This window comes from Pseudomonas sp. BNK-30 (assembly GCF_047456185.1).
In the GTDB taxonomy this organism is placed as follows: Bacteria; Pseudomonadota; Gammaproteobacteria; order Pseudomonadales; family Pseudomonadaceae; genus Aquipseudomonas; species Aquipseudomonas putida_E.
This window is the reverse complement of sequence record NZ_CP179904.1, coordinates 2,686,375-2,701,923: the sequence shown is the minus strand read 5'-3', so window position 1 is coordinate 2,701,923 and position 15,549 is coordinate 2,686,375. Positions and strand designations below refer to the sequence as shown.

Annotated in this window: 7 protein-coding genes; 3 read left to right on the top strand and 4 right to left on the bottom strand. The window is 62.0% G+C overall.

Annotated features, from left to right (window positions below; translation table 11 throughout):
• Positions 1-47 precede the first annotated feature (47 nt).
• Positions 48-5,282, top strand: coding sequence for an NEL-type E3 ubiquitin ligase domain-containing protein (locus tag ACMGGN_RS12670; RefSeq protein ID WP_414156817.1), 5,235 nt, complete (start codon positions 48-50; stop codon positions 5,280-5,282).
• Positions 5,283-5,354: 72 nt separating this feature from the next.
• Here ACMGGN_RS12670 and ACMGGN_RS12665 read toward each other — a convergent pair whose 3' ends face one another.
• Entirely contained in the window at positions 5,355-5,849 is a 495-nt protein-coding gene (locus tag ACMGGN_RS12665; RefSeq protein ID WP_115275297.1) for a DUF934 domain-containing protein, read from the bottom strand.
• On the bottom strand, positions 5,833-7,485 hold the full coding sequence (locus ACMGGN_RS12660; protein WP_046787237.1) for a nitrite/sulfite reductase: 1,653 nt from the start codon (positions 7,483-7,485) through the stop codon (positions 5,833-5,835). The genes ACMGGN_RS12665 and ACMGGN_RS12660 overlap by 17 nt, the downstream gene beginning before the upstream one ends.
• A 215-nt stretch (positions 7,486-7,700) precedes the next feature.
• Here ACMGGN_RS12660 and ACMGGN_RS12655 point away from each other — a divergent pair, with 215 nt between their 5' ends.
• On the top strand, positions 7,701-8,777 hold the full coding sequence (locus tag ACMGGN_RS12655; RefSeq protein WP_115275296.1) for an ABC transporter substrate-binding protein: 1,077 nt from the start codon (positions 7,701-7,703) through the stop codon (positions 8,775-8,777).
• A 266-nt stretch (positions 8,778-9,043) separates the two neighbouring features.
• On the opposite strand, the gene ACMGGN_RS12650 is transcribed toward ACMGGN_RS12655, so the two are convergent.
• Positions 9,044-9,262 carry a DUF2970 domain-containing protein gene (locus tag ACMGGN_RS12650; RefSeq protein ID WP_115275295.1) on the bottom strand — a complete coding sequence of 73 codons (219 nt, stop codon included), beginning with the start codon at positions 9,260-9,262 and terminating at the stop codon, positions 9,044-9,046.
• A gap of 77 nt (positions 9,263-9,339) precedes the next feature.
• A complete protein-coding gene (gene metH, locus ACMGGN_RS12645; protein ID WP_174141649.1) occupies positions 9,340-13,047 on the bottom strand; it encodes a methionine synthase in 3,708 nt (1,235 codons plus the stop codon).
• A 169-nt stretch (positions 13,048-13,216) separates the two neighbouring features.
• Here metH and ACMGGN_RS12640 point away from each other — a divergent pair, with 169 nt between their 5' ends.
• Positions 13,217-15,517 (top strand): fatty acid cis/trans isomerase, encoded by a 2,301-nt coding sequence (locus ACMGGN_RS12640; protein ID WP_414156816.1) that lies wholly within the window; start codon positions 13,217-13,219, stop codon positions 15,515-15,517.
• The last annotated feature ends 32 nt before the right edge of the window (positions 15,518-15,549 follow it).

The window sequence follows — 15,549 nt, the reverse complement described above, 5'->3', positions numbered from 1 at the left end:
TCGTCACGCGGTGGTGCAATCGCTGTTTTGCGCCCTAGGAGCCCGCGATGCCCAGTCAGCCGTTCACTGATGACTCCACCAATGCCTTGATTGCCAGTCGCTTGCCCGCCTGGCTGACCGAACTTGCGTCCGACACCCTCAACAGCTTGCTCCAGAGCCAGCAGCGACAACAGCAGCTACAGCATCAGTTGCACGAATGGCTGGCGCGGATCACCCCACTCGATGCATTTGCCGAGCCGCTGCTGCGAGAAGCTCTGCAGGCGGAACATCAACTTGGTGTCGATGTGCGTCGGGCCACGCTGCGGCGCAGAACCCTGCAGCGATATCCCTCGCATGTTGCGCAAGTGCCGGATGGGGTCAAAGAGCAGATCTACCAGCACAGCCTGCTGCAATCGGCGTTGCATAACTTTACCGAAGGTGAAACGTTCGCCACCAGCATCATGCAGGGCACTGCGGTGCTGGATGCATCAGGGAATGCTTGCGCGCTCTCGCCCAAAGCATTCTTTGCCCTGTGCCGCTCGCTCGACCTGGGGGGGCGTTACCAGGCGTACCTGCGCGCGCAGTTGACGCCCGGTGGTGAAGCGGGGAAACAACTGAGCACGCTGATCGAGGCAGGTTATCGCACGAGTCTCGAGGCGGCGCTGAGGCTGGCACTGGTCAATGGTGAAATAGCAAGGCATGCCTATGAACACTGTGCCCCGCTGATTGACTTGATCTCAGCTACACCCCCCTCCATCTCTGGGCTGCGGCCCATGCAACTGCGTGTGTTCGGCCGGCTGGTGCGGGGCGCGGTGGCGTTCGAGATAACCCATCAGCGCGCGACCGGTGACGAGTTCGAGGGCATATTGTGCTGGATCCCTGATGATCCTCAAGGCCCGCTGACCTGGTATACCTCTTGGGCATCGCTGTTCATGACGTTGGGTAAACAGTTCCGTTTGCCCGGTTACGTCGAATTCTTCGAACGCTTTATCGGTGAGCGTGACCGGAGTGCCTACACCCGTGCCTTGACCCAGGCGCTGAGTGATACTGCCGAGAATGTGCCGGTCCAGCTCGATGGTCGTTACGAGCCTATCGAGCAGCCGTTGTTCGAATACCTGCGCCGCCAACTGATCGACACCCTTTTGGACAATGCCAAAGTGCACGCCATACCCACTGCCGAAGTGGACGCGCAGCAGCGCGACAGGCGCCTGCATTTCTACCTGAGCTTTGCCATCGATGCGTTGGGCCTGGCGAGCTTCGCGCTACCTGCACTGGCTTTGCCATTGCTGGGGATCACCGCGTTGCAGGTGGCTGACGACGTGTACGAGGGCTATGCCGATTGGCGCTTGGGGGACCGCCAGAGCGCGCTGGAGCACTTGTATTGCGTAGCGCAAACCGTGGCTATGACAGCAGTCAATGCCGGCGCAGGCGCGGCTTCGCACCGCCTGGTGGAGGATGCTCGCGTCGCAGATCTAGTGCCGGTCTACACGGATGAACATACATTGAAGTTGAGTGACCCCAGGCTGCCAGGCTATGCCGTCCGAGACCGAGGAGCAGTCGGTGAGTTGATCAGTCTGCAAGGTGCAGAGTATGTGCGTACACCCTTGGCCAGCCATTTGACCTACCTGGAAGCTCAAACGCAGCAGCGTCGCATCCGCCATCCCGTGCGTCCCAATGCTTATGCGCCGCTGCTCGAGGGCAACGAGGGCGCTTGCTGGCAGCATGAACTGGAGACGCCCCAGGAATGGCACGCCAGCGCTGAGCTGTTTCAGGACCTCGACGCGGGCTGGGGGCACCTCGATGAGCAGGCCATACACGCGGTGATGCGGGCAACGGGGTTCAACCAGGACCAACTGCGCCGTTTGCATGTGGAACAGGCACAGGCGCCGGCGCGCTTGCACGATGCGGTGCAGAGGCAGCAGTTGCACGCTCAGCGGCCAGAGCTGAACGGGGAGGCCTTCGAGCGGCAGCTGCAGGCTCAGCAGCCCATGCCCGGCGAAGCCGAAACCCTGCTTCGCCGGGACTTTCCCGGCCTGTCGGTAATGGGTGCGCGTGAGATCATCGAACATGCGCCCGAGGACCAGGTGGAGCATATGCTCGCGCACCAGCGTGTGCCGTTGGCCTTGGCCGAGCAGGCGCGCTGGTACGTGCGCGATACGCGCCTGGACCGCGCTTGTGCGGGCCTGCTTCAAACCGCAGCAATCAATCGTGATACCGAGCAACTGGCATTGGGCATGATCGCCGAGCGCGCACCGTGGCGAGGAGTGCGCATCGAGCTGCGCGGTGACACGCTGTCGGGTGAAATGACTGCGTCGGCCGGAGCGCAAGCGGCCAGCGAGGTACGCACCGTGCTTCGAACGGCCCAGGGGTATCAGGCGCTGGATGCGCGTGCAAACCCGTTGCCATTGGCCAGAGCTGACGACAGCCTGTTCCAGGCCCTGTTGCTGCAGCTCGATCCCTGGCAGAAACGAATGTTGGGCGATGCCAGCGACGCCCCCGAAACACTGGCCCAGGCCATGTCGCAATGGGCCAGCGAAGAACGCGAGCTCGCCGCTTCACTGTTGCGCATGGCGCCAGTCGGCCTTGGTTTCAGGCCGCCGGTACGGCTGGGCGACGGGCGCCTGGGTTACCCCTTGAGTGGCCGTGGCGAAAGCAGCAATCGCGCATTGCGTCGGGGTATTCAACGGCTGTTCCCCGATTTCGACGAAAGCGCGATGGAGCAGTTTGAGCAGAACGCCCGCACGCTTGGGCTGACACCTTGGAATCACTACCTGCGCCTGTGTGAAGAGCTGCGAACGCTTGATCAGGCGTTGGGGCTGTGGCGTCGGCAATCGTCGGGGCCGATTCAGTTGATCCGGCGGGCGCGCATGGCACGGCGGATTCGTCACGCCTGGCAACGTCGCACTCACGACACTGACGGCCATCCTGCGTTGATTCTGGAGGGTTCACGCCTGGGTAGTCTGCCCGAACTGCCGGAGCGCGTTCACTTCGACCATGTGACTTCCCTGGTACTGCGCAATCTTGATCTGACGGCGCTCAGCGAGGGCTTGCTCGCCCGCTTTCCCAATGTACGGCGCCTGGACTTGTCTTCCAACCGGCTGACCTCGATACCGGATACCAGTGCACTGGCACAGCTGGAACAGCTCGATTTGCGTAACAATCGCATCGTCGACATCAGTGAAGCGCAGGCCGGCTGGTTACGCGCCAACCCCGGCTGCGCAAGCTTGCAGGGCAATCCGCTATCACCGGTTGCACTCGAGCGGCTGGCGATCGAGCCTGAAGCGATCGGCCAGCAGGGCGCAGAGGGCATTGCCCCGTGGCTCGAAGGGCTGACCGAGCGCGAGGCTGCGCCGCGTCGCAGGTACTGGCAGGCGCTGGCGCAAGAGCCAGGCTGCGAAGAGTTCTTTGCTTTTCTCACAGCGTTGCTGCAGACCGAAAAATTTGCTCTTGAAACCGAAGACATGCGGCGTCGTGTGGGTGAGCTGCTTTATGCCATGTACAACCATGCTCATATTCGACGGGCGGTATTCCATCAGGCAGCGGTACCAGGCGCAGGCGCCGACCTCGATGCCTTGATCGTCCACCTGCAGGTGGCGTTGCGCACCGATGGCGTGCGCGGTAGGCAAGTCGAGCAAGCGCTGCGCAGCCTGGGCCGTGAGTTGTTCAGGCTTGATCAGGTGAACCGCTTCGCTGAGCGGTACATCGAAAGCCTGAGCCAGCGCTCGGTGCCCTTCAAGCCAAGTGAGATTTACCTGGCCTTCCGGGTACAGCTTGCAGAGTCGCTGGGTATCTACGGCCAACCGACCTATCTGAGTTTCAAGCATGTCGCCAACGTGGCGCCGGACCAACTGGTCGCAGCCGAGGCCGCGGTGTACGAGGCCGAAACAGCTGAGGCGCTGAGCCAGTTCCTGGCTCAGCAGGCATTCTGGCAGGATCATGTACGGCTCGCGTACGCCGATCAGTTCGCGGCCATACGGCAAGCCTACACAGAACGGCAAGCCGCACTAGCGGCCAATGGCGAGCAAGAGCAGGCACCGAGCAATGCAGGCGCTGGAATTGCAGAGCAGCGCACGCAGGAGGAGGTCGCGTTGACGCTGGCGCTGGCCCGCGGCAACTACCGGACGTGGTATCGACTCGAGCTACCTCATGGTCCTGGCTCGCGCGCGTTTGCCCATCTGTCGAGGCGTCTGGACAGTAGCCTGGCGATGTGGTGCGGGGAGCCTGGCGACCCGGAATATCTGGCGCGGTCCTATCTGGCGGGTGTCCTGCGCCATTTCTGGCAGTCGGATTACAGCAATGATGTCCCGCCCCGGCGTTCGAGCAGCGAAGGGTGGACCGTCAGTTCTTTACCCGTGCTGCCCCCAGGCATCATGTTTGAACAAATACGTGACCTGTCAGTGTGCAACCATCAGATTACGGTTATCGAGGCTGATTTCCTGCGTCGTTTTCCCAATCTGGAAACAGTCGACTTCTCTGGCAATTGCTTGCGAACGCTTGATGGACTTGAGCACTTGCCGCGGGTGCGCACATTGAACCTTGGCGGCAACATGCTCGAAACGGTGCCGGGGTTGCAGTACTTGAGCGAATTGAACGCTCTGGACCTCAGTGGCAATCAACTTGCCGATCTACCGGCTGGCATCGAGCAGTTGACCGAACTGACCCATCTGGACCTCTCCTTCAACCAGATCGCTGCGCTTGATGGGCGGATTGGGCAACTGGCAAGCCTTGAAAGCTTGCAATTGAGCGGTAATCTCCTGAGTGCGTTGCCGGACAGTATTGGCAACCTTGTGCAACTGAGCACTCTCGATGTCGCAGCGAACCGCTTGCTCACTGTCCCGGCACAGTTGAATCTTCTGGGCAGGTTGACCCAGCTCTTCATGCAGAACAATCTCATAACACTCGACGCGCAAAGCCAGTTGCGGCTGGAATGGTTCTCCAGGCTGGAGGTGCTAAACCTTGACGCTAACCCATTAGGGGTAGCGCCACAGTTGCGCTACAACGTTCACCTGCAGTACGTGTCGTTGCGTGCCACGGGCCTTCGCAGTTTTCCTCTGGCGTTGCTGCAGCGCCAGCCAAACCTGGTCGTAGACTTGCGTGGCAACCGGATCGTGACATTGAGCGAGGAGGCGTTGAGCTGGGTCGAAGCGCACCCGCACACGGTCAACCTCGAACAGAACCAGCTGAGTGAGGCGGTCATGGAGCGCGTGCGTGAAGCAATGGCTCGGCTGCGGGCAGAACGGGACGGGGCTGCAGAACTGGATCCCTGGGGGGTAAGCAGAAGGCCCATTGACCGCAGGGGTTGAAAAGCCGTGCAGCGAGGTGGCTGCATGAACTGGAGCATGGCCCACCGTGCGGTGGGCCATGCCGGGAGACGATCAACGGCGGCGGAACAGCGGTAGCGGCTCGTCGGTGGCGGCCTGGTAGGTCACCGAGAAGTCCTTCAGCCCTTGCAGGGCATCTTCCGGGTCCTTGTCGGCACGGATGGCGAAGGCATCGAAACCGCAGCGGGCCAGGTAGAACAACTGGTCACGCAGTACGTCGCCAATGGCGCGCAGCTCGCCCTTGAACTGGTAGCGGTCGCGCAGCAGGCGCGCATTGGAGTAGTTGCGCCCATCGGTGAAGGCCGGGAAGTTCAGGGCGATGACCTGAAAGTACTGCACGTCATCACCGATCTCTTCCGCTTGTTCATCGCTGTCCAGCCACACGCCCAGGCCACCGTCGCGAGCCTTGAGCATATGGGCATGGTCACGCCACAGTTGCAGCGGGACGATGTAGTCGTCGCAGTTGGTCAGTTCGTCGATCGTGGTTTCCTTGGGCAGCAGGTGCCAGGTTTCGTCGACGATCTGGTTGTTCTTAATGATTCGCTGCATAGACGCGTTCCTTGAAAGGGTCGATGCCGATACGCTGGTAGGTGTCGATGAAGCGCTCTTCCTCGGTACGTTGCTCCACGTACACGGCGATCAGCTTCTCGATCACGTCGGCCATGTCGTCCTGGGCGAAGGACGGGCCAAGGATCTTGCCCAGGCTCGCGTCGCGCGCGGCGTTGCCGCCCAGGGACACCTGGTAGAACTCCTCGCCCTTCTTGTCCACGCCGAGGATGCCGATGTGGCCGACGTGGTGGTGGCCGCAGGCATTCATGCAGCCGGAGATGTTCAGGTCGATCTCGCCGATGTCGAACAGGTAGTCCAGGTCGTCGAAGCGGCGCTGGATGGATTCGGCGATCGGGATCGACTTGGCGTTGGCCAGCGAGCAGTAGTCACCGCCAGGGCAGCAGATGATATCGGTCAGCAGGCCGATGTTCGGCGTGGCGAAACCTCCTTCGCGCAGCTCCAGCCACAGGGCGTGCAGCTGACGCTGCTCGACGTCGGCGAGGATGATGTTCTGCTCGTGCGAGGTGCGCAGGAAGCCGAAGCTGTAGCGCTCTGCCAGGTCCGCCACGGCGTCCAGCTGCTTGTCGGTCAGGTCGCCCGGGGCAACGCCGGTGGGCTTGAGCGACAGGGTCACGGCCACGTAGCCAGGGCGCTTGTGGGCGCGGGTGTTGCGCGAGCGCCAGCGGGCGAAGCCTGGGTATTCGGCGTCCTGGGCGCTGTAGTCGACGTTGTCCAGGGCCAGGTAGTCCGGGTCGATGAAGTGGCGCGAAACACGCTGTACTTCTTCTTCGGTCAGGGTGGTGCTGCCGCCACGCAGGTGGGCCATTTCGGCCTCGACCTTCTCGGCGAACACTTCCGGGGTCAGGGCCTTGACCAGGATCTTGATCCGCGCCTTGTACTTGTTGTCACGACGGCCGTAACGGTTGTACACACGCAGGATGGCGTCCAGATAGCTGATCAGGTCTTGCCACGGCAGGAATTCGTTGATGAATGAACCGACCACCGGGGTACGGCCCAGGCCGCCACCGACCAGCACGCGGAAGCCCAGCTCACCGGCAGCGTTGCGCACCGGCTCCAGGCCGATGTCGTGCACTTCGATGGCCGCGCGGTCTTCTTTCGAGCCGTTGATCGCGATCTTGAACTTGCGCGGCAGGTAGGCGAATTCCGGGTGGAAGGTGGTCCACTGGCGGACGATCTCGCACCAGGGGCGCGGGTCGATGATTTCGTCTGCGGCAACACCGGCGAACTGGTCGGTGGTGGTGTTGCGCAGGCAGTTGCCGCTGGTCTGGATCGCGTGCATCTGCACGGTGGCCAGTTCGGCAAGGATGTCCGGGATGTCTTCAAGTGCCGGCCAGTTGTACTGCACGTTCTGGCGGGTGGAGATGTGGGCATAGCCCTTGTCGTAATCGCGGGCGATCTTGGCCAGTGTGCGAACCTGGCGGGCGTTCAGCTGGCCGTAGGGCACGGCGACGCGCAGCATCGGGGCGAAACGCTGGATATAGAGGCCGTTCTGCAGGCGCAGAGGGCGGAATTCTTCTTCGCTCAGCTCACCGGCCAGGTAGCGGCGGGTCTGATCACGGAACTGCTTGACGCGGTCCTCGATGATCCGCTGATCGTACTCGTCGTATACGTACATAAAAGTCCTGTCTCAGGCTGCATGCAGCTATTCGCGCGCACGGCCGCGCACTCCGGTTCGGAGCGGGGAAACGATATCAGGTTGCGTTTATGCGCTAAAGTGATGTTTTTGCATATGAAAAGAACCAAACGAACTAAGTGAGATTGACTGGCGTTTATCCGTCACTCAGCGCCGCAGGTTTATACTCGCGGGTTTGTTGGTAAGGATGTAACCGCATGCTCAAGGCATTGTGCTACAGCTTGTGCCTGAGCCTGCCGCTGGCAGCCAGCGTTCAGGCCGCTTCGGTGGTTTTCCTCAATCCGGGCCTACCCGCAGAGACGTTCTGGGTCAGTTACTCGCGCTTCATGCAAGCGGCGGCTGATGACCTGGGCATGGCGCTGCAGGTGCAATACAGCGCCCGTAATCCCGAGCGCGCCCTGAGCCAGGCCCGGGCGGTGCTCAAGGGCCCGCAGCGCCCGGAATACCTCGTGCTGGTCAACGAGCGGTACGTTGCGCCGCAGATCATTCGCCTGGCGCAAGGTAGCGGGGTCAAGCTGTTACTGGTCAACAACGGGCTGACCGCCAGCCAGGCGAGCAGCATTCAAGCCCAGCCCGCAAAGTACGGCGCTTTGTTAGGGGCCTTGACGGCCAATGACGAGCAGGCCGGTTACCAGATGCTGCACCAGATGGTCGCTTTGCTGCCGCCCAGTAACGAGCCGGTGGACCTGGTGGCTTTCGCCGGGCTCAAGACCACGCCCGCCTCGCAGTTGCGTGAAGAAGGCATGCGTCGCGCTTTGGCCGACTTCCCTCAGGTGCGCCTGCGGCAGGTGGTTTACGGTGGCTGGAACCGCCAGCGCGCCTTTGAACAGGCGCAGCAGTTGCAGCAGCGCTACCCGGATATCAAGCTGGTGTGGTCGGCCAACGACGAAATGGCCTTTGGCGCCATGCGCGCGTTCGAGGCTGCGGGGCGCAAGCCTGGGCAAGATGTAGTGTTCAGCGCCGTCAACAGCTCCCCCGAGGCCTTGAGAGCGCGTATCGAAGGGCGCCTGGGGGTGCTGATGGGTGGGCATTTCAGTCTCGGCGGCTGGGCCATGGTCATGCTGCATGACGATGCCTATGGTGTGGATATCGCACGGGATGGTCAGCGCGACCATGTGATGCCGGTTTTGCAGTCGATCGATCCAGACAAGGCAAAGCGTTGGCTCAAGCTGGCGGAACAGGACGACTATGGTGTCGACTTCCAGCGTTTCAGCGCCCAAGGACGCCCGCCGACTTACCGGTATCCCTTCCTGACGTCACCTGTCGACTACTGAAAAACCCTGCTTGAGAGAAGGGCATTGCTCGTCTTAACTGCTGGTTGTGAAGTGCATTCCCATAACCACTACAAGAGGCAATGCAATGGGAAATACAACCAAGGTCCGCAAAGCTGACAGCAGCGTCGATGCCTGGGCGATCCTCTGCCTGATCGTCCTGGTGGTGGTCACTGCCGTGTACTGGGTCAGCCACCAATAGCCTCAGCTCCAGGCCGTGATGCAACTTGAGCCGCCCGCGCAAGGGAATTACGCGGGCGGGTTGCGTTTCAGTGGGCGGTCAGGTGCAGCGCCAGTCGTACCAGGCCGATCAGGATCAGGATGAACACCAAGGTGAACAGTGCGCCCAGCGCGATGAAGTGGCTGGCCTTGCCATGGGTAAAGTCGCGCGCGCGGTTCTTGCCGCTCTGCACACCCAGCGCGGCGGCCAGGATGCTGTGCAGCATCTGCCAGAAGGTAGGGGGTTTGCCTTGACTGGAATCGTCCATGCTGGCTCCTTGGATATTCAGAGGCAATCAGGGACAGTGTAGATGGCAAATGGGGCCGCAAAGCGGCCCCACGAACGTCAGCTGTCGTACCCCAGGTTCGGTGCCAGCCAGCGCTCGCTGACGCTGACATCCTGGCCCTTGCGTGCGCTGTAGCTGTCGATCTGGTCCTTGTCGACCTTGCCCACGGCAAAGTACTGCGCTTTCGGGTGAGCAAAGTACCAGCCGCTGACCGCCGCAGCCGGGAACATGGCGAAGTGCTCGGTGAGGAACACGCCGCTGGGGCCGGTTTCACCAATGGCTGTGCCGTCGAGCAGGCGGAACAGCGTTTCTTTTTCGGTATGGTCCGGGCAGGCCGGGTAGCCTGGGGCAGGGCGGATGCCGCTGTACTGTTCCTTGATCAGTGCCTCGTTGTCCAGGTGCTCGTCGCGCGCATAACCCCAGTGCTCTTTACGCACCTGCTCGTGCAGCCACTCGGCGCAGGCCTCGGCCAGGCGGTCGGCGAGGGCCTTGACCATGATCGAGCTGTAGTCGTCGCCCTTGTCCTGGTAAGCCTTGGCCACTTCCTCGGCACCAATGCCGGCGGTGGTGATGAAGCCACCCATGTAGTCGGTGACGCCGCTGTCTTTGGGCGCGACAAAGTCGGCCAGGGAGAAGTTCGGCTTGCCATCGGGCTTGATGGTCTGCTGGCGCAGGTGGTGCAAGGTGGCCAGGGGCTGACCGTTGTCGTCGTAGACCTGAATGTCGTCATCGGCAACCTGGTTGGCTGGCCAGAAGCCGAACACGGCGCGCGCACTGATCAGCTTCTCGTCGATCAGTTTGTCGAGCATCTCGCGGGCATCCTTGTACAGCGAGGTTGCCGCTTCACCCACCACTTCATCGGTGAGGATGCGTGGGAACTTGCCGGCCAGGTCCCAGGAAATGAAGAACGGCGTCCAGTCGATGTACTCGGCCAGGGTGCGCAGGTCGATGTTGTCCAGCACCTTGACGCCTGTGAAGGCAGGGACCGCCGGCTGATAAGCGGCCCAGTCGTATTTCGGCTTGGCCGCCACGGCCTGCGCGTAGCTCAGGCGCTCGGTGCGGGCACTGCGGTTGGCAGTGCGTTCACGCACTTCGATGTAGTCCAGGCGGGTTTTTTCAACAAAGTCGGGCTTGAGTTCCTTGGACAGCAACTGGGTGGCCACACCTACCGCGCGGGAGGCGTCGGTCACATAGATCACCGCATCGTTGCTGTACTTGGGCTCGATCTTGACTGCGGTATGGGCCTTGGACGTGGTGGCGCCGCCGATCATCAACGGCAGCTCGAAGCCCTGGCGCTGCATTTCCCGGGCAACATGAACCATCTCGTCCAGCGACGGGGTGATCAGGCCGGACAAACCGATGATGTCGCACTTCTCGTCGCGGGCGGTCTGCAGGATCTTCTCTGCCGGTACCATCACGCCGAGGTCGACGATGTCATAGCCGTTGCAGCCCAGGACCACGCCGACAATGTTCTTGCCGATGTCGTGCACGTCGCCCTTGACCGTCGCCATGAGAATCTTGCCCTTGGCTTCGGGCTTGTCGCCTTTTTCGGCCTCGATGAACGGGATCAGGTGGGCCACGGCCTGCTTCATCACCCGCGCCGACTTGACCACCTGCGGCAGGAACATCTTGCCGGCGCCGAACAGGTCGCCAACCACGTTCATGCCGCTCATCAGCGGCCCTTCGATGACTTCGATCGGGCGCGCACATTGCTGGCGGCACTCCTCGGTGTCTTCGACGATGTGTGCGGTGATGCCTTTGACCAGCGCATGTTCCAGGCGCTTGCCGACCGGCAGTGAGCGCCAGGCTTCGTTCTCTACTTCCTTGGTGGCGCCGCCGCCTTTGTAGTCGTCGGCGATGGCCAGCAATGCATCGGTACCTTCGGGGGTGCGGTTGAGCACCACGTCCTCGACCCGCTCGCGCAGCTCGGCCGGGATCTCGTCGTAGATTTCCAGCTGGCCGGCGTTGACGATACCCATCGTCAGCCCGTTGCGGATGGCGTGGAACAGGAACACCGAGTGGATCGCCTCGCGCACCGGGTTGTTGCCGCGGAACGAGAACGACACGTTGGACACGCCGCCCGAGCTCAGCGCATGTGGCAGGTGGTCACGGATGTAGGCGCAGGCCTCGATGAAGTCCACGGCATAGTTGTTGTGCTCTTCGATGCCGGTAGCGACGGCGAAGATGTTCGGGTCGAAAATGATGTCTTCCGGCGGGAAGCCGACTTCATTGACCAGGATGTCGTAGCTGCGCTGGCAGATTTCCTTCTTGCGCGCGGCGGTGTCGGCCTGGCCGACCTCGTCGAAGGCCATCACCACCACGGCCGCGCCGTAGCGTTTGCACAGGCGGGCGTGGTGCTTGAATTGCTCGACGCCTTCTTTCATGGAGATCGAGTTGACGATGCCCTTGCCCTGAATGCATTTGAGGCCTGCTTCGATCACTTCCCATTTCGACGAGTCGATCATGATCGGCACGCGAGAGATGTCCGGCTCGCCTGCAATCATGTTGAGGAAACGGACCATGGCGGCCTGGGAGTCGAGCATCCCTTCGTCCATGTTGATGTCGATTACCTGAGCACCGGCCTCTACCTGCTGCAGGGCGACCTCCAGCGCTTCGGTGTAATTCTCTTCGCGGATCAGCCGGGCGAACTTGGCGGAGCCGGTGATGTTGGTGCGCTCACCGACGTTGACGAACAGCGACTGGCGGTCGATGGTGAACGGTTCCAGGCCCGACAGCCGGCAGGCCTTGGCGATTTCCGGGATCTGGCGCGGCTTGTATTTGGCCACTGCCTCGGCGATGGCCTGGATGTGCCCGGGCGTGGTACCGCAGCAACCGCCGATGATGTTGAGGAAACCACTGGCCGCGAACTCTTCGACCACGGCAGCCATCTCGGCCGGGGTTTCGTCGTACTCGCCGAAGGCGTTCGGCAGGCCGGCATTGGGGTGGGCGGAAACGTGGGTGTCGGCCTTGGTCGACAGCTCTTCAAGGTAAGGGCGCAGGTCCTTCGCGCCCAGCGCGCAGTTCAGGCCGACGGAAATCGGCTTGGCATGGCGTACCGAGTTCCAGAACGCTTCGGTAGTCTGGCCGGACAAGGTACGGCCCGAGGCATCGGTGATGGTGCCGGAGATCATGATCGGCAGTTCGATGCCGTCATCTTCGAACACCTGCTGCACGGCGAAGATCGCTGCCTTGGCGTTGAGCGTGTCGAAGATGGTCTCGATGAGGATCAGGTCGGCGCCACCCTCGATCAGCCCGCGGGTCGCCTCGATGTAGTTTTCCACCAGTTCGTCGAAGGTGACGTTGCGGTAGCCGGGGTCGTTTACGTCCGGGGAAATCGAGCAGGTGCGGCTGGTCGGGCCGAGCACGCCGGCAACGAAGCGTGGCTTGTCCGGCGTTTCCAGGGTCTTGGCGTCCGCCACCTGGCGGGCGATGCGTGCGCCCTGGACGTTCAGCTCGTAGACCAGCGACTCCATGCCGTAGTCGGCCTGGGAAATCTGCGTGGCGTTGAAGGTGTTGGTTTCGAGAATGTCGGCGCCAGCGTCCAGGTACGCCTTCTCGATGGCAGCGATGACATCGGGGCGGCTGAGCAGCAGCAGGTCGTTGTTACCTTTTACATCGCTTGGCCAATCGGCGAAGCGCGTGCCACGATAGTCGTGTTCCTCGAGGCGGTAACTCTGGATCATAGTACCCATGCCGCCGTCGAGGATCAGAATGCGCTCATTGAGTGCGTGCTGGAGTGCTTGGAGACGAGCGCTGCGGTCGGACATAGGAACTACCTGGTCGGGCGAATATCAGAAGGTGCGGAATCATAACAAAGCTGCGCGGTTTTTAGGCGCATTGGCCATTCGCATGAATTTCGTTCATGTTGCGCCGTGAAGCACCCATGGTCGACCAGGCAAACGTGATGGCTTTTCTAGAACCCAGGACTTTCGGCACATGGTGCATCGTTTTCTTGTCGGCGCTTTCGCGCTGCTGCTCAGCAGCGTCGCGCTCGCACAAGCCCCCCAATCGAGCGCGGTAATTTCCTACACCCGGGACATTCAACCGATTTTCACCGAGAAGTGCGTGGCCTGCCATGCCTGCAACGACGCCGCCTGCCAGCTGAAGCTGGAGAGCCCCGAAGGCGCAGTGCGTGGTGCAACCAAGGTACCGGTGTACCAAGGTGAAAGGAGCAAGGCAGTCCCGACCACGCGGCTGTTCTACGATGCGCACAGCGAAGAGCAGTGGCGCAAGAAGGGCTTCTATTCCGTGCTAGACGGCCAGGGCAGCCAGGCCGCATTGATGGCACGCATGCTGGAGCTGGGGCACAAGGCGCCGCTTACCCCCAACGCCAAGCTGCCCGACGATATCGTCCTGGGGCTCGCGCGCAACAACATGTGCCCGTTGCCCCATGAGTTCGATGCCTATGCCGGCGCCCACCCCAAAGAGGGTATGCCGCTGGCGGTCACTGGCCTGACCGATAAGGAATACCAGACCCTGCAGGGTTGGCTGGCTGCAGGTGCGCCGGTCGAGTATGAGCCCATTCAACCCAGCGCGGCCGAGGCCAAACAGATTGCCGACTGGGAAGAACTGCTCAATCGACCGGGCTCTACCGAGGCCTTGGTCGGGCGCTGGCTGTACGAGCATCTGTTCCTGGCGCACATCCATTTCGTCGGCGGCGAGCAGGGCCACTTCTTCCAATGGGTGCGCTCGCGCACGCCCAGCGGCCAGCCGGTCGACCTGATTGCCACGCGCCGCCCCAACGACCCGCCGGGTACCGACTTTTATTACCGGTTGATTCCGGTGCAGGGTGTGATCGTGCATAAAACCCACATCACCTACCCGATGGGGCCGCAAAAGCTCAAGCGCGTGAAGCAGCTGTTCTATGCCGGTGACTGGCACGCCAGCGCGCTGCCGGGGTATGGGCCGCGCCACCGGGCCAACCCGTTCGAGACCTTCGAGGCGATCCCGGCGGTGGCGCGCTACCAGTTCATGCTGGACAACGCCGAGTACTTCGTCCGCACCTTCATCCGCGGGCCGGTGTGCCGTGGGCAGATCGCTACCGATGTGATCCGCGATAACTTCTGGGCGCTGTTCCAGGAACCGGCGCACGACCGCTACGTCACCGATGCGGCGTACCGTGGCCAGGCCACACCGTTGCTCGCCATGCCGGGCCAGATCGATGACGTGGGCAGTGTGCTCAACCTCTGGCATGCCTACCGTGACAAGCGCAACGAGTATGAAAAACTGCGTCGCGAGGCCTACGCCGAAATGCCGGCGCCGGGCTGGTCGACCCTGTGGGCCGGCAACGACAATGCGCTGCTCAGCATCTTCCGCCACTTCGACAGCGCTTCGGTGACCAAGGGCCTGGTCGGCGATGTGCCGCTGACGGTGTGGCTGTTCGACTACCCGCTATTCGAACGCACCTATTACCAGCTGGCGGTCAACTTCGATGTATTCGGCAATGTCTCGCACCAGTTGCAGACGCGGCTGTACTTCGACCTGATCCGCAATGGTGCCGAGGTCAACTTCCTGCGCCTGATGCCAGCGGACCAGCGTGGTGCAATTCTCAGCGACTGGTACCAGAACAGCGGCAAAGTGAAGATGTGGCTCGACTATGAAGACATCGACACTGACACGCCGAGCGGCATCAGGCTCGACCCACGCGACCCCAAGCGCGACTTCGGCCTCAAGCTGCTGCAGCGCACCGGCAGCCTGAACGCTGCGCCCGACCCGATCAACCGCTGCCAGGGTGCTTACTGCTCGCGGCCGCAGATGAATGAAGAATTCCGTAACGTCGAGCAGTCGCTCAGCCGTCTCGTATCACGCCCGGCCGCAGGCCTTAAGGTGATCAACCAGTTGCCTGAAGCCACCCTGCTGCGCATCGAAGGGCAAGGCGGCCAGCGTCAGGTCTACAGCCTGCTGCGCAACCGTGCACACAGCAATGTCGCGTTCCTGCTGGGCGAGGCCGCGCGCTACCAGCCGGGGCTCGATACCCTGACCTTGTACCCCGGGGTGCTCAGCAGTTACCCGAACTTCATCTTCAACATCCCGGCGGCGGATGTGCCGGAGTTCGTCGAAGACATGGAATACGCGCGCGACGATGCCGCCAGGTTTGAACGTATCGTCATGCGCTGGGGCGTGCGCCGCAGCCACCCGCAGTTCTGGCGTTACTTCCACGACCTGAGCACCTATATCAAGGAAACCCAGCCGTTGGAGTCCGGGGTGCTGGACATGAACCGCTACGAGAACCTCTGATCGGTTGCGCTGACCTTTCCGGCACACCTGCG